The 19,607-nt window shown below is 30.3% G+C and carries 19 protein-coding genes and 1 riboswitch; all 19 genes read right to left on the bottom strand.

Annotated features, from left to right (window positions below; translation table 11 throughout):
• Window positions 1–112 precede the first annotated feature (112 nt).
• The 19 genes from purD to ACQZHJ_RS04685 all read right to left on the bottom strand — a co-directional run bounded on the left by purD (window position 113) and on the right by ACQZHJ_RS04685 (window position 19,595).
• Complete coding sequence (purD, locus tag ACQZHJ_RS04775) at window positions 113–1,363, bottom strand: phosphoribosylamine--glycine ligase (protein WP_430484396.1); 1,251 nt, start codon at window positions 1,361–1,363, stop codon at window positions 113–115.
• Window positions 1,364–1,805: 442 nt separating this feature from the next.
• The gene (purH, locus tag ACQZHJ_RS04770; protein WP_430484395.1) at window positions 1,806–3,311 is read right to left on the bottom strand and encodes a bifunctional phosphoribosylaminoimidazolecarboxamide formyltransferase/IMP cyclohydrolase; all 1,506 of its coding nucleotides are present in this window, start codon (window positions 3,309–3,311) and stop codon (window positions 1,806–1,808) included.
• Window positions 3,312–3,323: 12 nt separating this feature from the next.
• Window positions 3,324–3,938 carry a phosphoribosylglycinamide formyltransferase gene (purN, locus tag ACQZHJ_RS04765; RefSeq protein WP_430484394.1) on the bottom strand — a complete coding sequence of 205 codons (615 nt, stop codon included), beginning with the start codon at window positions 3,936–3,938 and terminating at the stop codon, window positions 3,324–3,326.
• Window positions 3,926–4,927 carry a phosphoribosylformylglycinamidine cyclo-ligase gene (purM, locus tag ACQZHJ_RS04760; RefSeq protein WP_430484393.1) on the bottom strand — a complete coding sequence of 334 codons (1,002 nt, stop codon included), beginning with the start codon at window positions 4,925–4,927 and terminating at the stop codon, window positions 3,926–3,928. The genes purN and purM overlap by 13 nt, the downstream gene beginning before the upstream one ends.
• A complete protein-coding gene (gene purF / locus ACQZHJ_RS04755; protein WP_430484392.1) occupies window positions 4,928–6,376 on the bottom strand; it encodes an amidophosphoribosyltransferase in 1,449 nt (482 codons plus the stop codon).
• Between the two features lie 29 nt (window positions 6,377–6,405).
• Window positions 6,406–7,113 carry a phosphoribosylaminoimidazolesuccinocarboxamide synthase gene (gene purC / locus ACQZHJ_RS04750; protein ID WP_430484391.1) on the bottom strand — a complete coding sequence of 236 codons (708 nt, stop codon included), beginning with the start codon at window positions 7,111–7,113 and terminating at the stop codon, window positions 6,406–6,408.
• Window positions 7,113–7,592: a 5-(carboxyamino)imidazole ribonucleotide mutase gene (gene purE, locus ACQZHJ_RS04745; RefSeq protein ID WP_430484390.1), complete on the bottom strand. Its 480-nt coding sequence runs from the start codon at window positions 7,590–7,592 to the stop codon at window positions 7,113–7,115. Before purE ends, purC begins: the two co-directional genes overlap by 1 nt.
• A gap of 117 nt (window positions 7,593–7,709) precedes the next feature.
• A complete protein-coding gene (locus tag ACQZHJ_RS04740; RefSeq protein WP_430484389.1) occupies window positions 7,710–11,489 on the bottom strand; it encodes a phosphoribosylformylglycinamidine synthase in 3,780 nt (1,259 codons plus the stop codon).
• 282 nt (window positions 11,490–11,771) lie between these two features.
• Window positions 11,772–13,082 carry a phosphomethylpyrimidine synthase ThiC gene (gene thiC, locus ACQZHJ_RS04735; protein ID WP_430484388.1) on the bottom strand — a complete coding sequence of 437 codons (1,311 nt, stop codon included), beginning with the start codon at window positions 13,080–13,082 and terminating at the stop codon, window positions 11,772–11,774.
• A gap of 167 nt (window positions 13,083–13,249) precedes the next feature.
• Window positions 13,250–13,355: riboswitch (TPP riboswitch) on the bottom strand.
• Between the two features lie 157 nt (window positions 13,356–13,512).
• Window positions 13,513–14,163, bottom strand: a complete 651-nt coding sequence (locus ACQZHJ_RS04730) for a dUTP diphosphatase (RefSeq protein ID WP_430484387.1) — start codon at window positions 14,161–14,163, stop codon at window positions 13,513–13,515.
• 199 nt (window positions 14,164–14,362) lie between these two features.
• Window positions 14,363–14,668, bottom strand: a complete 306-nt coding sequence (locus ACQZHJ_RS04725) for a hypothetical protein (protein ID WP_430484386.1) — start codon at window positions 14,666–14,668, stop codon at window positions 14,363–14,365.
• A gap of 121 nt (window positions 14,669–14,789) precedes the next feature.
• Complete coding sequence (locus tag ACQZHJ_RS04720; protein WP_430484385.1) at window positions 14,790–15,527, bottom strand: DUF4184 family protein; 738 nt, start codon at window positions 15,525–15,527, stop codon at window positions 14,790–14,792.
• A gap of 62 nt (window positions 15,528–15,589) precedes the next feature.
• Complete coding sequence (locus tag ACQZHJ_RS04715; RefSeq protein ID WP_430484384.1) at window positions 15,590–15,745, bottom strand: hypothetical protein; 156 nt, start codon at window positions 15,743–15,745, stop codon at window positions 15,590–15,592.
• Between the two features lie 194 nt (window positions 15,746–15,939).
• Window positions 15,940–16,599 (bottom strand): MATE family efflux transporter, encoded by a 660-nt coding sequence (locus ACQZHJ_RS04710; protein WP_430484383.1) that lies wholly within the window; start codon window positions 16,597–16,599, stop codon window positions 15,940–15,942.
• A gap of 53 nt (window positions 16,600–16,652) precedes the next feature.
• Window positions 16,653–17,258 (bottom strand): DUF4352 domain-containing protein, encoded by a 606-nt coding sequence (locus ACQZHJ_RS04705; protein WP_430484382.1) that lies wholly within the window; start codon window positions 17,256–17,258, stop codon window positions 16,653–16,655.
• 446 nt (window positions 17,259–17,704) lie between these two features.
• Entirely contained in the window at window positions 17,705–18,733 is a 1,029-nt protein-coding gene (locus ACQZHJ_RS04700) for a GH25 family lysozyme (RefSeq protein ID WP_430484381.1), read from the bottom strand.
• Window positions 18,734–18,846: 113 nt separating this feature from the next.
• The gene (locus tag ACQZHJ_RS04695; protein WP_430484380.1) at window positions 18,847–19,098 is read right to left on the bottom strand and encodes a phage holin family protein; all 252 of its coding nucleotides are present in this window, start codon (window positions 19,096–19,098) and stop codon (window positions 18,847–18,849) included.
• Window positions 19,099–19,113: 15 nt separating this feature from the next.
• A complete protein-coding gene (locus ACQZHJ_RS04690; protein ID WP_430484379.1) occupies window positions 19,114–19,347 on the bottom strand; it encodes a hemolysin XhlA family protein in 234 nt (77 codons plus the stop codon).
• 14 nt (window positions 19,348–19,361) lie between these two features.
• Window positions 19,362–19,595, bottom strand: coding sequence for a hypothetical protein (locus tag ACQZHJ_RS04685; RefSeq protein WP_430484378.1), 234 nt, complete (start codon window positions 19,593–19,595; stop codon window positions 19,362–19,364).
• Window positions 19,596–19,607: the final 12 nt, after the last annotated feature.

The following is a 19,607-nucleotide window of genomic DNA, read 5'->3' as shown; positions in this document are numbered from 1 at the left end:
TTATTCCAACCACTCATTATATTTCTAATATATTCCAAATAAACTATTTACGAATTTAAGTAGATATTAATAACTAACTAAAATCAACACTCACTTAAAACAAATAATAATATTATTTAGCAGTTCCTATATCACTTCTACAATACATTCCATCAAAATTAACCTTATCTATATTGCTATAAGCATTTCCTCTAGCTTCTTCTAATGTTTTTCCTTTTCCTATTACGGATAAAACTCTTCCACCACTAGTTACTAGAGAATCACCTTCAACTTTAGCCCCAGCTATAAAATATTCTCCAGACAAACTTTCATCAATACTTATTTCATATCCTTTTTCATAAGCATCTGGATATCCTTTTGAAGCTAAAACTACATTTACACAATATCCCTCTTCCCAAGTTAACTTAGTTTCACTTAACTTTTCCTCTAATGAACTCTCAATAACTTCTAATAAATCATTCTCCATTAAAGATAAGACACTTTGAGTTTCGGGATCCCCCATTCTAACATTATACTCTAAAAGCTTAGCTCCTTCTTCAGTTATCATTATTCCAAAAAAGATAATACCTTTAAAATCAAATCCCTCTTCTTTTATTCCTTCTAATGTTTTTTCTAATATATTTTTATTAAAATCTTCTAATACCTCTTCATTAACATATGGGTTAGGAGAAACTACTCCCATCCCCCCAGTATTTTTACCTTTGTTTCCATCAAATATCTGCTTATGATCCTTAGCTGATAAAAATGGTAGTATAACTTTACCATCAGTAATAGAAAGTATAGAAGCTTCAACACCCTTTAAAAACTCTTCTACAACAACCTTTTTCCCAGCTCCATTGAAAATATCATCTACCATAAATAAATCTAATGTATCTAAAGCTTCCTCTTTTGATTCACAAATAACAACACCTTTACCAGCTGCTAATCCATCCGCTTTAATAACTCTTGGATATTTACAATTTTCAAGATATATTTTAGCCTCTTCATAATCATAGAAAACTTCGTAGTCAGCAGTCTTAACACCATACTTTTTCATAAAATCCTTAGAAAAGCTCTTACTACCTTCAAGCATAGCACCAGCCTTATCTGGTCCAAATACCTTTAATCCACTCTCCTTAAAAGTATCAACAATTCCTCTTATAAGAGGTTCCTCTGGCCCAACTACAGTTAACTCTACATCATTATTTTTAGCAAACTCTAATAATTCATTTATATCTGTTATATCTAGATTTTCACACTTACTTTCCCTAGCAGTTCCACCATTGCCAGGAGCAACAAAAATCTTACTAACTCTAGGACTCTTACTAAGCTTCCATGCTAAAGCATGCTCTCTACCACCCGATCCAATTAAAAGTATATTCATATATATAAAGGTTATAGCTCCTACAAACTTTCTATTAAATCCATATATCTTTTTAGACTAAATAAAAAACTTATAACTCTATAACCTAATTCACCTCCCTAAACCTAAAATCATTATAAAGATATTAACCTTATCTACTCCATACTCTAAAAAGCTAAACAACATAATAAAACTTATAAATAATATGAAGAGAATATTTGGATGAACTTTAGAATTTAAGAAATTACGTAGACTAGATTTCGTTAAGAAGCTGAGACTGTTCGAAGGGTCGCAAGTTTCGAAGCTTTAGAAATATATTCGAAGTAATTTCTATAAATAAATGACTCCAATGCAACTAAAGTTTCCATTGGATAAGTTCAGGAATCCAAATTAAAAATTTGGACCTTCACTTAAAATCCAATAATTCTCGGAATTTATTTATAAGTTTTATTCGTTATTAGCTTTAATGTTTAAAGTGTCTGATTCCTGTGAATATCATGCTTATTCCATGTTCATCACAAGCTTCTATAGACTCTCCATCTCTCATAGAACCACCTGGTTGAATTATAGCCTTTATTCCATTCTTAGCAGCCTCATCAACACAATCTCTAAATGGGAAGAATGCATCAGATGCTAAAACAGCCCCACCTTGTCCTCTTTCTAAAGCTTCCTTAGTAGCCCAAATTCTATTAACTTGTCCACCACCTATTCCAGTAGCAACTCCATCTTTAATAACTACTATTGCATTAGATTTTACATATTTAACAACCTTCATCCCAAATACCATATCTCTTAGCTCTTCTTCTGTAGGTTGCTTTTTAGTTACAACATTATATTCATCAGCAAGTCTACTATCTTCTTCTTGGACTAATATTCCACCATCTACTGTTACCATATAATTTTTAGCATTTGGAGTGTTATTACATTTTATAACTCTTAAGTTTTTCTTAGTTCTTAATACTTCTAAAGCATCTTCATCAAAGTCTGGTGCTGCCACAACTTCTAAGAAAATCTTAACCATTTCCTCAGCAGTAGCCTTATCTATCTTTCTATTTATAGCAACTATTCCACCAAATATTGAAATAGGATCTGCTTCATATGCCTTTAAGTAAACCTCATGTGGATTTTCTCCTATAGCTACTCCACATGGTGTATTATGTTTTAATGCACAACATGCTGGCTCTTCGAACTCACAAGCTACTTTCCAAGCTATATCTAAATCTTTTATATTGTTATAAGATAAAGCTTTTCCGTTTAAAACTTCAAAACTATTCATAGCTCCATCAAACTCTGTTGAACTATAATAAACGGCTCCTTGATGTGGATTTTCTCCATATCTAAGGTCTTGTATTTTTTTATATGAAACTGATAAGTATTCTGGATATTCCTCTTCCCCATCTAATAAAAAGTTTGAAATAGCTGCATCATATGCACTCATTAAGTTAAATACTTTTCCTGCAAGAGTTTTTCTAAGTTTAAATGAAACTTCTCCCTCTTCTTTTATTTCATTCATTACTTTCTCATAATCTTTTTTATCTGAAAGAACTACCACATCTCTGAAATTCTTAGCTGCTGCTCTTAACATTGTTGGTCCACCAATATCAATAAACTCAACTTTTTCTTCAAAACTTAAATCTTCTCTAACTTTTTCAAAGAAAGGATATAAATTAACTACAACATAATCCACAGTATTTATTTCTCTTTCCTCTAAAGTATTCATATGCTCTTCATTGTCTCTTATTGCTAATATTCCAGCATGAACTAAAGGATGTAATGTTTTTACTCTTCCATCTAACATCTCTGGGAAGTTTGTTATTTCACTAATTTCTTTAACTTCTATGTCATTTTCTTTTAAATATCTGTAAGTACCACCACTAGATATTATTTCAATATCTCTATCTCTTAAAAATTTTGCAAGTTCTAAAACTCCATCTTTATCAAAAACACTTATTAAAGCTCTCTTTTTCATGAAAAACACTCCCTATTCTAATACTTTTACTCTTCCATTATGAATTTCTATTTTATCTTCACATAAGTACTTAACTACTCTAGGTAATAATATATGTTCTTTTTCTAACACCTTTTTTTGAAGACTCTCAGCTGTATCTTCAAAATCTACTCTAACAATCTCTTGGTCAATGATTGCTCCTCCATCAACCTCATCATTAACAAAATGTACTGTGCATCCAGAGTATTTAACTCCTTTTTCTATGGCAGCCTTATGTACATTTAAGCCATACATCTTATTTCCACAGAAGGAAGGAATAAGGGAAGGGTGTATGTTTATTATCCTATCCCCATACTCTTCTAAAAGTTTCCCCTCTAATATTGAAAGGTATCCAGCTAAAACTATTAAGTCAATCTCATTCTCTTTAGCTAGTCTTAGTATTTCATCAGAGGTATTTTCCCCAAACTCTTTTCTAGAAATAACTACTGAATCAATGCTATGATTTTTAGCTCTCTCTAAAGCATAAATACCTTCTCTACTTCCTATCACTAAAGAAACTTTTCCTTTTATATTTCCATTTTCAACATTATCTAAAATTGACTGAAGATTAGATCCACTCCCTGAAGCTAATACGGCTATTTTATACAAACACCCTCACCTCCAGCCTTTATATATCCTATTTCAAAGGCTTTTTCTCCAAGTTCTGAAAGCTCATTTAAAACTTCTTCAACATCATTTTCATCTACACATAAAGTAAATCCAATTCCCATGTTGAATGTATTATACATTTCCTCTTCATTAACTCCAAGTTCCATAACTTTCTTAAATATATCTGGAACCTCATAACTATCTTTATTAATAACAATGCTAAGTTCGTCTCCGCTTAACATTCTAGGAAGATTCTCATAGAAACCTCCACCTGTTACGTGAGCCATTCCTTTAATATTGAATTTCTCTATAAGCTTTAATACAGGTTCAACATATATCTTTGTAGGAATCAACAATTCTTCCCAAACTTCTTTCCCATTAAAATCTTGTTCTAAATCTTCAAAAACTCTTCTCATAAGTGAATATCCATTTGAGTGTACTCCCGAAGAAGCAATTCCTATAAGCTTATCTCCAGACTTTATATCTTTACCATTTATGATTTTATCTTTGTCTACTATTCCTACTGCAAAACCTGCAATATCATAGTCTCCTTCTTTATACATACCTGGCATCTCAGCTGTTTCTCCTCCGATTAAAGAGCATCCTGATTGAAGACAACCATCTGCTACTCCTTTTACTAAATCAGAAGAAACTTCAGCTTCAAGCTTTCCACAAGCTATATAATCTAAGAAGAATAATGGCTTAGCTCCATGGCACAAGATATCATTAACACACATCGCCACACAGTCTACTCCGACAGTATCAAACTTTCTTTTTTTACAAGCTATATCAAGTTTTGTTCCGACACCATCTGTACCAGAAACTAAAACTGGCTTTTTATACCCTTCTGGAAGTTCAACCATTCCAGCAAAAGAACCTAGTCCATTTAACACATATTCACTCATAGTTTTTTGTGCATATTCCTTTATAAGCTTAACTGATCTATATCCTTCTTCAATATTTACTCCTGCTTCTTTGTAAGTTAACATCTAATTCTCCACCCTTTCAAGATTATCCTCTAAAGCTTCCATAGGTGCTGCAACTGGATATACTCCATTGAAACATCCTACACAGAAATTTCTTCTTCCTTCAAAGCTTTCGTACATACCTTCTAAACTTAAATATCCTAGAGAATCACAACCAATCATCTCTCTAATCTCTTCAACACTTCTACTTGCTCCAATTAATTGGCTTCTATATGGAGTATCAATTCCAAAGTAGCATGGATACTTAACCATTGGCGATGCTACTAAGAAATGAACCTCATTAGCTCCTGCTCTTCTTAAAGATTCTATTAAATGTCTTGAAGTTGTTCCTCTAACAATAGAATCATCTATTAAAACAACTCTCTTGCCATCTACATTAACCTTTAAGGGATTAAGTTTTACAGCTACTGCCCTCTCCCTTATTTCCTGTGAAGGCGAAATAAAAGTTCTTCCTATATATCTATTTTTAACAAATCCAACTTCATAAGGAATTCCTGAAGCCTTAGCATATCCCATTGCTGCTGGTATTCCTGAATCTGGTACGGCTACAACTATATCAGCCTCAATTGGATGCTCCTTAAATAAAATCTCACCTTGTTTAACCCTTGTAGTTTGAACATCTAACCCATCTATAATTGAATCTGGTCTTGCAAAATATATATACTCAAAGGCACAAGTTTGACAAACTGCATTCTCTGAATATCTATAACTTTTAATTCCATCTTCATCAATAACCACTATTTCCCCTGGTTTTATATCTCTCACAAACTCTGCTCCAATTGTGTCTAAAGCACAACTTTCAGATGTTAATATATATCCTTCTTCAAATTTTCCTAAGCATAAAGGTCTGATTCCATGTGGATCTCTTATACCAATCAATTTATCCTTAGTCATTATTACCATAGCGAAAGAACCCTTAACTGCTGATATTGCATCTATAACTGCTCTCTCGATTCCACAGTTATTTGCTCTTTTAGCAATTAAACTTATAAGAACTTCTGAGTCAACGCTAGTGTGGAAAACTTGTCCACTATCTTCTAAAAGACTTCTTATCACATCTGCATTTACTAAATTTCCATTATGAGCAGTAGATATAGGACCAAGTTTAGTATTTCTAACTAAAGGCTGAGCATTTTCAACTGTCTTTGCTCCTGCTGTAGAATATCTAACATGACCTATAGATATATGACCATTAACTTCTCTTAAATTTTCTAAATCACTTGCTTTGAAAGCTTCTGTTAAAACTCCTAATCCCTTATGAACTTTTATATCTTTTCCATTAGCTACCGCAATGCCAGCGCTCTCTTGTCCTCTATGTTGAAGAGCATAAAGCCCATAATAATTTATAGAAGCAACATCTATTGGTTTATTTGCGAAAACTCCAAAAACTCCGCATTCATCTTTAAATTTATCGTTTTGTGGATCCATAATATCAAAATTTGGCTTCACCATATTTTCTACTCCTCTTACTCTAATTTACATTAAGCTCTTAATCTACTTAAAACCTCTCTATACCCATTCATTACATTTCCCATATCTCTTCTGAATCTATCTTTGTCCATTTTTTCTCCAGTTGTAGCATCCCAGAATCTACATGTATCTGGTGACACCTCATCTGCTAAAACTATTTCTCCATTATATCTTCCAAATTCTAATTTAAAATCTATTAAGTTAATATTTTGTTTCTTGAAAGCATCTTTTAAAATGTCGTTTATCTTAGCAGTCATTTCATATATTGTATTTAACTCTTCAAAAGTTGTAGCTCCAATTCCTACAGCATGATAATCATTTATTAACGGATCTCCTAAAGCATCATCTTTGTATGATAATTCAAAAACTGTTGTCTTTAATTCATATCCTTCTTCTAGTCCTAATCTCTTAGCCATGCTACCTGCTGCTACATTTCTAACTATTACTTCTAAAGGAACTATTTCAACCTTCTTACATAATTGATCTCTATCATTTAACTTCTCAACAAAGTGAGTTTTAATTCCTTCTTTATTTAACATTTCAAATATGATACTAGTTATTTCGTTATTTAATATACCTTTACTTTCTATTTGAGCTTTCTTTTCTCCATTGAAAGCAGTAGCATCATCCTTATAGTGAACTATTACCATATCCTCTTTATCTGTTGCGTAAATTTGTTTTGCTTTTCCCTCATATAACATTTCTAATTTATTAACCATTATAAATCCACTCCTTCTCCATTTTCTTCTATAAATTTGTGTTTCATATCAATTCTGAATTGAACTAATTTTTCTCTAAGCTCTGGATATTTTAATGAAAGCATTTGGACAGCTAACATTCCTGCATTATAACTATTATTTATTCCAACTGTTGCTACCGGAATTGATTTTGGCATTTGAACTATTGATAATAATGCATCCATTCCTTCAATAGCTGCTCTTACTGGAACTCCTATAACAGGAAGTATTGTATGAGAAGCTATAACTCCTGGTAAATGAGCAGCTAAGCCAGCTCCTGCTATAATAACTTCACAGCCTTCCTTCTCAATATTATCTAAAGTTTTAAGAAGCTTTTCTGGAACTCTATGAGCTGATAAAACATATGCCTTATACTCAATTCCAAACTCCTTAAGAGCATTTGCTGCCCCTTTCATAACATCTATATCTGACTTACTTCCAAAAAATATTGCTACCTTCATTAAAATTTCCTCCCTATAAATATCTCTAACTTAATATATCTTTTATTAAATAGGGTTTTTAAATGTTGATTTTTTAGATAGTCTGAAGGGCTAACTAAAAAATCAACATAACCAAACCTATTTTCTAAAGTAATTAACACCTGATTTGAATAGTTGTTGGTCGAATTGTCCTGGTATGTTTCTGTATAAGTTGTCTCCAACTCTTTCTGAGTGTCCCATTTTACCTAGGATTCTTCCATCTTTGCTTGTTATTCCTTCTATGGCTAAGTTTGAACCATTTGGATTATATGGCATATTCATTGTTGCATTTCCTTCTAGGTCTACATATTGAGTTGCTATTTGATTATTATCTGCTAACTCTTTTAATAAGCTTTCTGATGCAACGAATCTTCCTTCTCCATGAGATATTGGAATGTTGTGAATTTCGCCTAGTTCTACTTCATTGAACCAAGGTGATTTTTTAGAAACTATCTTAGTTCTAACCATAGATGACATATGTCTATTTATGTTGTTATAAGTTAATGTAGCCATATCCTCTTCAATATCTAAGATTTCTCCATATGGTAGAAGTCCTAACTTTATTAAGGCTTGGAAGCCATTACAAATTCCTAATATTAATCCATCTCTTTCATTTAAAAGACTCATTACTGCATCCTTTATTTTAGGATTTCTGAATATTGTTGCAATGAATTTTGCTGATCCATCTGGTTCATCCCCTGCTGAGAATCCACCTGGTAACATTATTATTTGAGCTTCATCAATTTCTCTTTTTAGAATCTCTATTGATTCTATTAAAGCTTCTTTATTTAAGTTCCTTATAACAACTTCTCTAACCTCTGCACCCTCTTTTTCAAAGGCCCTTCTGCAATCATATTCGCAATTTGTTCCTGGGAATACTGGAATAACAACTCTTGGCTTTTCAACTCTAGTTACTTTAGATTTTAATTTTTCATCATATATATGCATTGATACCTTTTCTTTATTGCTTATTAAATCTGAAACGCACTCACTAGAATTCTCTATTTTTGATTTAAATACATCTTCAAGCTTTTCTTCATAAGCTTTCTCTAAATCCTCTAGAGAAAATTCAAAATCATATTCTTCACATCTTATTACCTCATTTTCTGATGTTTCACCTATAACTTTGTAATTAGTATCTTTAAAATCATCCTTAAGGTTAACCCCTTCTTTAACCTCTAAGATTAAGCTTCCATAATTAAATCCAAATAACTCTTCTTCAGTAAGAGAATTTATTTTAGCCCCAATTCTATTTCCTAAACTCATCTTAGTAATTCCTTCTGAAGCTCCCCCAAACTTAAGTGAATAAGCTGAAATTACTTTTCCTTCTCCCATTAATTCATAAAGCCTTTCTAGATTTTTCTTAAACCCTTCCATCTCTATAGTTCCATCTTCTAACTTTTCAGCTTTTATAAGAACTAAGCTTGAACCAACTTCTTTAAATTCTGGTGAAATAATTTTTGAAGCTTTTTCTAAGCCTACTGCAAATGAAACTAAAGTTGGCGGAACATTTATTTCTCCAAAGCTTCCTGACATTGAATCTTTACCACCAATAGCAGGTAATCCTAAATCCATTTGAGCCTTATAAGCACCTAGTAAAGCTGAAAAAGGCTTTCCCCATTTTTCTTTATCTTTTAATAGCTTTTCAAAATACTCTTGGAAAGTTAATCTAACCTTTTTATAATCTCCACCCATAGCAGCAATCTTAGTTACTGATTCAATAACTGAGTAAAATGCCATATGGAATGGACTCCAAATTCCTAAGTAAGGATTAAATCCATAAGTCATTAAAGAAGCATCCTTACTTTCTCCTCCTAATACAGGAATCTTAGCAGCCATACCTTCTGAAGGAGTTAATTGATATTTTCCTCCTAAAGGCATTAAGACTGATCCACCTCCTATTGTGGAATCAAATCTTTCTATTAGCCCTTTTTGACTACAAACATTTAAGTTTCTCAATGAATCTAACCACTTTCTCTTAACATCACACTTCTGAACTTCATATGGATATGCAGTTGGTGATTTAACCTTTAGCGAAATTTCTTGCTTTGCCCCATTTGTATCTAAGAAAGTTCTCTTAATATCAACTATTACATCATCTCTCCATATCATTCTTAATCTATCAGTATCAGTTACTTCAGCTACAATATTAGATTCTAGATTTTCATCCTCTGATAGTTTAATAAATCTCTCTGCATTCTCTTTTGAAACAACTACTGCCATTCTCTCTTGAGATTCTGAAATAGCAAGCTCCGTTCCATCTAGTCCCTCATATTTTTTAGGAACTTTATTTAAATCTATATCAATCCCTCTGCATAACTCTCCAATGGCAACTGACACCCCACCAGCACCAAAGTCATTACATCTCTTAATCATTTGAGCTACTTCTTTATTTCTAAATAATCTTTGAATTTTTCTCTCTGTAGGTGCATTTCCCTTTTGCACTTCTGCGCCACATTGATTTATTGATTCTTCAGTATGTTCTTTAGATGAACCTGTAGCTCCTCCTATACCATCTCTTCCTGTTCTCCCTCCAAGAAGTATAACTAAATCTCCTTTTGAAGGTTCTAATCTTATTACATTTTCCTTAGGTGCTGCTGCTATAACTGCCCCAACTTCCATTCTCTTTGCCGCATAGTCTGGATGATAAACTTCTGAAACTTGTCCAGTTGCAAGACCTATTTGATTTCCATATGAGCTATAGCCATGAGCTGCTCCTAAAGTTATCTTTCTTTGAGGTAATTTTCCCTTTAAAGTTTCCTCAATACTAACTGTTGGATCAGCTGCTCCTGTCACTCTCATGGCTTGATAAACGTAACTTCTTCCTGAAAGTGGATCTCTAATAGCTCCTCCTAAACAAGTTGCTGCTCCTCCAAATGGCTCTATCTCAGTTGGGTGATTATGTGTTTCATTTTTAAACATTAAAAGATATTCTTCTGTTCCCTTATCAGTTTCTATGTCAATATTTATTGAACAGGCATTTATCTCTTCTGAAACATCTAAATCATCAAGCATGCCTCTTTTTCTTAGTTCTTTCATAGCGATTGTAGCTAAATCCATAAGCTTAACATCTCTAGTTTCTAACTTATCACCATAAACATAAGCTCTTGAATTTTTATAATCTTCATATGCTTTTTTTATTGGTTCTGAATATTTACCGTCCTCAATTTCAACATCTTTTATTATTGTCTCAAAGGTAGTGTGTCTACAATGATCTGACCAGTAAGTATCAATAACCTTAATCTCTGTTATTGTTGGATTTCTATCTTCACTCTTAAAATAATCTCTTATCATTTCTAAGTCTTCTAAACTCATTGCTAAAGAATTCATTCCGTGGAATTCTTTAAGCTCTTCCTTTGAAAAATTTGAGAATCCATTTAAAACTTCTACAGCCTTTGGTTCTTCTAAATTTTCTTCTAAAACTTTTGATAAGGCTTCAACTTCTCTTGAATCAACCGGATTTATATAATAAGCTTTTATTTTTTCAACTTCTTCTTCACTTAAATCACCTTTAAGAACTATAACTCTTGATGATTTAACAGGAACTTTTTCACCAGTTAAAAGCATTATGCACTCTGATGCTGAATCTGCTCTTTGATCATATTGACCTGGTAAGTATTCAACTCCAAATACTTTTTCATCCTCTGCAATATTAAAATTCTCCTCATAAACCTTATCTACAGGAGCTTCTGACAAAATAGTATTTACCGTATTTCTATATTGCTCTTCTGCCATGTTTCCTAGTATGTATTTATTTAAAACTCTTACATCCTTTAAGCTACTAATTCTTAAGTTATCTTTAAAATCCTTAAGTAATATCTGACTTTCAACATTAAAACCAGTTTTCTTTTCTACAAATACCATTCTAATACCAGACATTTTTATCCCCCATTCAAAACACGAACATTATTTATTATTAATTATTAATCATTCGTTAATTAAACATTACCACTCTAAACACGTATTGTCAACACTTAAAATTATTCAAACGTTCGTTTTTTGCAAGTTATTTTATACATAAAAATCATTTTTACAATAAAATAATTCGTTATTATGTATAAAAATAGAGATATATAATTAGTTTTATCAATTCAACTTTCGTATTTTAATAAATATGCTAGAAAGTAAATCTTAAAACTAATAAATATATCTCTTATAAAATTAGTCTTCTCTTAAAAGGTTGATATCTTTTCCTTCAAGAATTTTATTCATATTTCTTATTGAGCACATCTTTCCACACATAGTACAACTATCCTTATGCTCTGGTGTAGATTCTTCTCTATATCTTATTGCTTTCTCACTGTCTATAGCTAATGAGAACATTTCATCCCAATCAAGTCTTTTTCTAGCATTACTCATATTATTATCAACTTCTCTAGCTCCTTTAACTCCTTTAGCTATATCAGCTGCATGAGCTGCTATTTTTGCTGCTACTATTCCATCTTTAACATCATCTAAATTAGGAAGTCTTAAATGTTCTGCTGGAGTTACATAGCAAAGAAAATCTGCCCCATAAGTAGCTGCTATAGCGCCCCCTATAGCACTTGTTATATGATCATAACCTGGAGCAATATCAGTAACTATTGGCCCCAAAACATAGAATGGTGCTCCATGGCAAAGTTTTTTCTCTAAAATCATATTCGCCTCAATCTCATCTATTGACATATGACCTGGTCCCTCAATTATAACTTGTACATTTCTTTCCCAAGCTCTTTTAGTTAATTCCCCTAAGGTTATTAACTCTTTTATTTGAATAGCATCTGTTGCATCTGCTATTGAACCGGGCCTACAAGCATCTCCTAAGCTAAGTGTTAAGTCATATTTTTCACATATATCTAATAATCTATCAAAGTATTCATAGAAAGGATTCTCTCTGTTATTTAACTCCATCCAAGCAAAAAGAAGTGATCCTCCTCTTGAAACAATATTTGTTAATCTCTTATTTCTTCTAAAAGTATTTATAGTTTCTCTATTTAAACCAGCATGTATAGTAACGAAGTCAACTCCATCCTTAGCATGCTTTTCTACAACATCAAAAAATTCATCTACAGTAATATCCTTAAGCTCCTTATCATAAAAACCAACAACATCATACATAGGAACAGTACCTATCATAGCAGTAGAAATCTCAACAAGTTTTTTTCTAAAATCATAAGTTTTTCCATAACTACTTAAATCCATTATGGATTCTACTTTCATTTCTATAGCTTTTTTAACCTTATCTAACTCTAAATCAATATTTGCACAATCCTTAGAAATTCCTAGGTTAACATTTATTTTTGTTTTTAACCCTTGTCCTACACCTTCTGCACTTATGCTTTTGTGGTTCTTGTTAGCTGGTATTACTATTTTTCCTTCAGCCATTAAACTCATTAACTCTTTAACATCAAAGTTTTCTTTTTCTGCAACGATTTGCATTTCCTTTGTTATTATGCCCTTCTTGGCAGCATCCATTTGTGTTGTATAATTCATAATTAGTTCTCCCTTTTTTATTATTTCTTAACTGCGCAGTTAAATTAAATTTAGGATCCTATTTATATATTTTTATATTTTTATAAAAAATAAAAGCTTGCCATAAGGCAAGCTTAATAAACACTTAAATAAATATATTTAACACCTAAATGTTTAAATATAAATAAACAATAGTTCTTTGGCTTCCCTACGGTAGTACTAACTACATCAGGTTTTAAGGGTTAGACAGACAGCTGTCCTCTCAGCACATAAAATGCACCCCTAGCACATACGATTAATTTTATTCATTTTTTCTCATTATATTCCTATTATTTAATAAATTCAAGTATATTTACTATTTTTATTTATCTAATATTTCTTACTCTTTATCCCATTCTAATAATCTTACACTCTTCTTGCTAAAAATTATATATATTTCTATCTAATTAATCTAAAAACCAGTATGACCAAATCCCCCGCCTCTATTTACACTTTTATGTTTTGAAACGTCATCAGTTTCTATAAAATTAGCCTTATAATATTTAGCTAAAACCATTTGAGCTATTCTATTTCCTTTTTTTATGTATATAGTTCCATAAGGATTTCCATTCTTATCTAAATATATATAAGTCTTTAATAGTTTTCTATATGCTCTTGCGCCTTCTTCTTCATAAACACTCATATCATTCCCTTTTGATTCCAAATAATCCTTTAATCTAACTTCTGTATAATTATTTTTTAAATCCTCTAATATTTCAATGTTATTAGCAATTTCATAAGGAAGATTTGCTATATTATAATTATTTTCTAATATTACAGATATGTTACTTATTGAATCTGCATCAATAGTCCCTATTGAATTAGAAATTTTTAAGTTTGTTCTTAATGAAAGTCCACTTCTTGCTCTAATTTGTATTTCCATATTATCAGGAATTGCAAATTTTAAGTTTAAGGGAATTGCAACTTTCTCAAATGGTCTTATAACCATATCCCTTGCTGCAAATACATCTGCACCTGCCGCTAAAGGAGTTTCATATTTTGGAGTTTCTCCATCTTGTTCATATTGGATATATACGTCTCTGACTTTTTGTTCACCAGCCATATAATCACCACCCTTCATGTTAATTTTATTTTAAATTTTACAATTTCACAAACTCTGAATATACTTAAAATAATATATAATTAGCACTTTGTTAACATTTTATTAATAATATTTTTAATTAACTTATAATTACAGAACTTTTCTCTATATAACATAAAAAGCTTAGAATAAAATTCTAAGCTTTCTTACTAATCACTATTTACAAACTTTTCCTATTAGAATTATATATACAAATTCCAGTAACAAATCCCGTTAAAGCAATAACTATAAACCATGAAATTTTAAACACATATATTCCAAAGTAATTAATTGTCATAATTACTAGAACTGCCAAAACCAAATGTAAAATCCATTCCCATTTATAATTAATTTTAAAAGGGTCAAAAATTTTCTCTGTTAAGCTATACTTTTTATCAATAAATCCATATAATATTGCACCAATAATAGATGAACCTACAAATATTAATGCATCTAATATATTTTTCACTAAAAGAACTTTATCCATAAGACTTTATTCCTTTCCATCAGTATCTTAGTAGCTATATTATACCATCTCCTAAAGCTATAACTCACTAAAAAATTATAATAATAGTGTAAGATTTATGTAATAATACATTCTTGGTAATTTACCTATATATAAACCCTAATATTATACTTCCAATAAAAACACTATTTATTATAGATATAACTAAAGCCCCTATTCCATAAGTTATTCCACAAAAACTAAACACTAAATAGCTTAATACTAAAACTACAATAGAAATAATTATTATAGAGATATCATAAATAAATTTTTCCTTAAAACTTCTATGTCCCCATAAAATTCTTTTTCGCTTATCCTTAAGTAAATATAAAGCTATTAATACTATAATTAAACCTATAAGTGTACTTATATGTTGTACAAGCTTATATCCATAAACATCATACCCACCAATTGTAATCATTTTCTTCTGAAGAAAACCTATATGATTGACAAAGAATCCTGTTTTATGAGTAAATGCATCCCATACTATATGTGTTAACATACCTAATAATGCCGAATATGAAAAAACTAAAACATCTTTAAATGAAGTTAAAGTAAACTTCTCAGTTCTTAAATAACCATACCAACTGTCTAGTGGCCTTGGCATATGACTTATAAGAGGTGCCTTCACTACATTATGAAATACATATGCTAATAAAAAGCATATTGGTAAATTTAAAATTAAAAATCCTAAAAACTCATGCCCCAAATGACCATATGGTCTAAAATTAATAAAATATAAAAAATCTGGAGCCATACTTCCTAAAACTAAAGCTGTAAAATTAAATCTTTTATTCTTTAAGCAGACAATAGCTGCTGGGTGTGCCAATGTAAAAGGCATACCTAGTCCCCCTTCATTTGTTAGTATTACTAATTATAACACAGAAAATATACAAGCCCCAATCACTTTTTATTAGTAATTTTCTTCCTTTCTTTACTCCAAAGCCAAGATACCATAACAAATAATATTGCTATTATTAAATTGTATACCCATTCATCAAAAGCTCCTAAAGCTATAAATAAAACTACATATAAAAAAATATAGACATATTCTTTCATAACCCTCACCTGCTCATAATAAAATTTCAGCCTCTATTTGCTACCAATATTTTAACATATTATTCAATATTTTGTTAATATTCTATTTTAAGTTATTATCGAATCTATAATGCCTTAAGCCTACTTAATTATCTAATCAGTTTTACATTTAAGCTAAAAAAAGGGTTGTATTTAAAATACAACCCTTCTTCTAATTATCCTAAAGCAACTTCTCCAGTTAAAGCTGCCTCTTTTTCCTCTTCTTTTAAATTCTTTTTAAGTTTTGATGCCAATACTACTGTCAATAGTATTGTAAAGAAATCTGATACAGCCTGTGTTAATAACACTCCATCTAATCCAAATAATTTTGGAAGTATTATTATAGCTGGTACAAAGAATATTCCCTGTCTTGATATTGATGTTATTAAAGCTTCCTTTCCTTTCCCTAATGCTTGGAATAATATAGCATATAATTGTTGATACCCAAGTAATGGGAACATAAGTGTACTAAACCTTAAAGCCTTAGCACCTATTTCTATAACTTCTGGATCATTACTAAATACTACTATAGCTTGTTTTGCAAATATCCATAAAAGCAATGTAGTAACTACTGAAAATATACTTATTCTCTTTATTGAGATCTTTATTGCCTCTTTTAATCTTTCAAAGTTCTTAGCTCCATAGTTAAAACTTGCTATTGGCTGGAAACCTTGATTATAGCCAATAACCACAAATAAAACTAATGCTGAAACTCTTAAAGTTATTCCCATAGCTGCTATAGCTGAATCTCCATATGGTTTAGATGCACTATTTAACATTCCCATTGAAAGACTTATTAAAGCCTGAGTTAAGAATGTTGCAGTTACTAGATTCACATAATAACATATAAATAATAAAAGACTAGGAAAAATCCTAGTCTTTTATTATTTTATTTAAGTGAAAATTGAACACTTTTGTTTCCTTCTACAACTAACTTAATGTTATCTAAACTTAAATCTTTAGGAACTTCAAATACTATATATGTTTTCTTTGTCATTCCAGCGTTAAATTTATCATATACACCTATAAACTCTTTGTTTTTATTGAATATAGTTTCTTGGCTGTTTAGATTTCCCATAGCCTCAAATGAGTTATCATCAATTTGATAGATAACATCATTGTTTGTAATTAATTCAAATTGGTTAGGTTCATATTGAATAGGTTGCTTGCCATTATTTTTTAATGATAATTCTATTACTATAAACTTACCGCTTGCTGTTGAATTCCCTGCTTCATTATTTATTTGCTCAGTTTCTTTAACACTTAAAACCTTCATACCTACATTACCCAAATTTTCTTCTTGATTTAATGAAATAATTTTAGCTTCTTCTTTTTTAGGCTCTTCTTTAACTTTTTCTTGAGTACTATTGTTAGGTATTGTATTTCGTATAGAGTTTAATCTCGAATTTTCCATCTTTGATCCAAAAATTCCTCCAAGAATAAAAAATATAATTGCTATAGCAATATTAATTATTATTTGCTTTTTGTTTTTCATGCTTATCCTCCTAGTAATTACTCATTAACATTATATAACATTTATGTTAATGAATAAAGTTCATACTTTATATGAATATTCTTTAGAAGTTTGAATATATTAATAACTGGGTATACTTAAATTAAAGCGGTGATAAAGATGTTTAAAATCACTTACACTTTTATACTTATTTAAACTAAAAAAAGAGAGGTAAGTATATAAATACATATACTTACCTCTCTTCTAAATTACATAATAGTTAAATTTTAATAAATTTCTAATATTAAGAATATTTATTTTTTCTATTGAATATAATATTAATGCCTAAGGTTGTTAACACTATAAAAAAGAAAGTTGAACTTTTATATATTCAACTTTCTTTTTGTTGATAAAAAGGGATATAAATTCTTATATCAACTAATATATTAAACTTATTTTCAAAAAAATCAAGTAATACATAGAAAAAATTAAATTTTCTTTACAAATTCAGCATTAACAAATCCTACTTTTCCATTCTTAGTTGTTATTCTGTACCAACCTATAAAATCTTCATCTACCCAATCGATTCTAAAAGTATCTCCTTTACTTATCTTGTCCACTATCCTTGAATTTAATGATCCTTCTTCTCTAACATTTAAAAAAGCACTAACATTGTAAGTAGTAGCCATTTGTAGCTTTTCTACATAATCTGAGCTTACAAAACCTTCAATACCTTGATACTCTATGTAATACCAACCAATATAATTTTTATCAACCCATTTTATTTTAAACTTCTCATTTGCTGGTATAGTACCGACTATTTTAGAATTAATAGTACCCTTTTCTCTTATATTAAGTTCTGTATCTACATTCTTAGTAGTAGCGTTGTCTAAATTAAAGCTGCTTGAATCAATAAATATATCTTCTGTAAACTCATTCATATCACATTCACCACTTACACCAGATACATCTCCATCATCTGCATATTGGAATCCAATCCACTCACTCCATATATTATTGGCTCCTGGAGTGTTTACTCCATAATGTGCAATCCAAACTGGATAATTACCTAGTCTACTATCTAAGTTGTTATTTGCAAAGCTTGTATATGTATATACAACAACTTCTTTTCCTGTAAGTCTTTTTACTTCTTCTAAGAACTCTATACACATAGTAGTTAATTCTCTTGCTCCTACACCTTCTGTAGTTTCTATATCTAAAGCTAATTTACAATCATAATTAGTTGCTCCTATTTCGTTTAGATAGTTTATAAAGAAATCAGCTTGATCCTTAGCATCTTTATTAGCTCTAAAGAAATGATAGAATCCTACACTTAATCCTTGCTCCTTAGCACCATTATAGTTTTGTTGAGCGTATTTATCCTTGTAATAATTACCTTCTGTAGCCTTGATATAAATTACTTCTACACCATCATTTTTAACTGAAGAAAAATTAATATCTCCTTTCCAGTTTGATACATCAATTCCTTTTAAATTTTCACTATTTCTACTTTGCATTTTAATTCCTTCTTTCTTTTTTATTTTGTTAACGACATTTATGTCGGTACCATTTAATTAAAGGCAATAAAAAAAGGCTATTTCTAACCTATTCTATTGCCTTATATAAGCTTTTATTTATTTACTGTTTGTTTTACTAATTGGTTAGTTGCAATAGCTCCAAATGCACATATAACGCCTTGTAGTATGCTAGTGGGATTTATACCCATTATAGCTATACTAAATCCTACTCCTAAAACAAGAAGTATCCAAGGTATACTCCAATCTAAAACCTTAGGTGTTTTCTTTAAAAACATTCCTATAACATAAAGAGCAGCTACAAGTATAAGTAGTTGCTCTGGTACAAATTTTATTAAGTTTTCCATTTTACTTCATCCTTTCTATTTAAAAATATGGTTTTGAATTGCATAAAAAAAGAAGCCTACTATAGCTCCACCAAATACTGTTGTAAAAATCTTTAATACTGTTATTAAAGTATCTATGCTCTTTATTAAGTTAGATATTTGAACTTCTTTTTTAGCATCACTTTGTTCTAATTTATCTAATCTATCGGCATGATTATTTAATCTATTATCATGTGTTTTTAATTTATCTTCTACTAATTCTTCATGCATATTGCTGTCCTTTCTTAAAGTGTTATGTCAACTTTATTTTTAAGTTCTATTTTATTAGTTTCTAAATTAACTTTGTAGTTAGAAGAAGTAACTATAAATTCATTGTTTAAGTCAGTTACTTTTCTAATGCAGTATGCTTTTACATCTTCTTCTCTATCGCAAAAAGTATCAAAGTCAACTTCTCCACTAAATGCTCCTTCTATATTCCCAGTAAACTTGCTATAAAATATAGTCATTTTTTCATTCATTATTTCACCCCC

Origin of the sequence: Clostridium sp. B9, assembly GCF_050509515.1 — a bacterium.
Lineage (GTDB): Bacteria > Bacillota > Clostridia > Clostridiales > Clostridiaceae > Sarcina.
Note: the sequence above shows the minus strand (reverse complement) of the source record. Positions and strands in the feature narration are given on the sequence as shown.

What these genes read in the sequence shown, in the direction of transcription:
- purD (WP_430484396.1), bottom strand. Translation starts at nt 1,363, where the DNA reads ATGAATATACTTTTAATTGGATCGGGTGGTAGAGAGCATGCTTTAGCA.
- purH (WP_430484395.1), bottom strand. Translation starts at nt 3,311, where the DNA reads ATGAAAAAGAGAGCTTTAATAAGTGTTTTTGATAAAGATGGAGTTTTA.
- purM (WP_430484393.1), bottom strand. Translation starts at nt 4,927, where the DNA reads ATGTTAACTTACAAAGAAGCAGGAGTAAATATTGAAGAAGGATATAGA.
- purF (WP_430484392.1), bottom strand. Translation starts at nt 6,376, where the DNA reads ATGGTGAAGCCAAATTTTGATATTATGGATCCACAAAACGATAAATTT.
- purC (WP_430484391.1), bottom strand. Translation starts at nt 7,113, where the DNA reads ATGGTTAATAAATTAGAAATGTTATATGAGGGAAAAGCAAAACAAATT.
- purE (WP_430484390.1), bottom strand. Translation starts at nt 7,592, where the DNA reads ATGAAGGTAGCAATATTTTTTGGAAGTAAGTCAGATATAGATGTTATG.
- ACQZHJ_RS04740 (WP_430484389.1), bottom strand. Translation starts at nt 11,489, where the DNA reads ATGTCTGGTATTAGAATGGTATTTGTAGAAAAGAAAACTGGTTTTAAT.
- thiC (WP_430484388.1), bottom strand. Translation starts at nt 13,082, where the DNA reads ATGAATTATACAACACAAATGGATGCTGCCAAGAAGGGCATAATAACA.
- ACQZHJ_RS04730 (WP_430484387.1), bottom strand. Translation starts at nt 14,163, where the DNA reads ATGGCTGGTGAACAAAAAGTCAGAGACGTATATATCCAATATGAACAA.
- ACQZHJ_RS04725 (WP_430484386.1), bottom strand. Translation starts at nt 14,668, where the DNA reads ATGGATAAAGTTCTTTTAGTGAAAAATATATTAGATGCATTAATATTT.
- ACQZHJ_RS04720 (WP_430484385.1), bottom strand. Translation starts at nt 15,527, where the DNA reads ATGCCTTTTACATTGGCACACCCAGCAGCTATTGTCTGCTTAAAGAAT.
- ACQZHJ_RS04715 (WP_430484384.1), bottom strand. Translation starts at nt 15,745, where the DNA reads ATGAAAGAATATGTCTATATTTTTTTATATGTAGTTTTATTTATAGCT.
- ACQZHJ_RS04705 (WP_430484382.1), bottom strand. Translation starts at nt 17,258, where the DNA reads ATGAAAAACAAAAAGCAAATAATAATTAATATTGCTATAGCAATTATA.
- ACQZHJ_RS04700 (WP_430484381.1), bottom strand. Translation starts at nt 18,733, where the DNA reads ATGCAAAGTAGAAATAGTGAAAATTTAAAAGGAATTGATGTATCAAAC.
- ACQZHJ_RS04695 (WP_430484380.1), bottom strand. Translation starts at nt 19,098, where the DNA reads ATGGAAAACTTAATAAAATTTGTACCAGAGCAACTACTTATACTTGTA.
- ACQZHJ_RS04690 (WP_430484379.1), bottom strand. Translation starts at nt 19,347, where the DNA reads ATGCATGAAGAATTAGTAGAAGATAAATTAAAAACACATGATAATAGA.
- ACQZHJ_RS04685 (WP_430484378.1), bottom strand. Translation starts at nt 19,595, where the DNA reads ATGAATGAAAAAATGACTATATTTTATAGCAAGTTTACTGGGAATATA.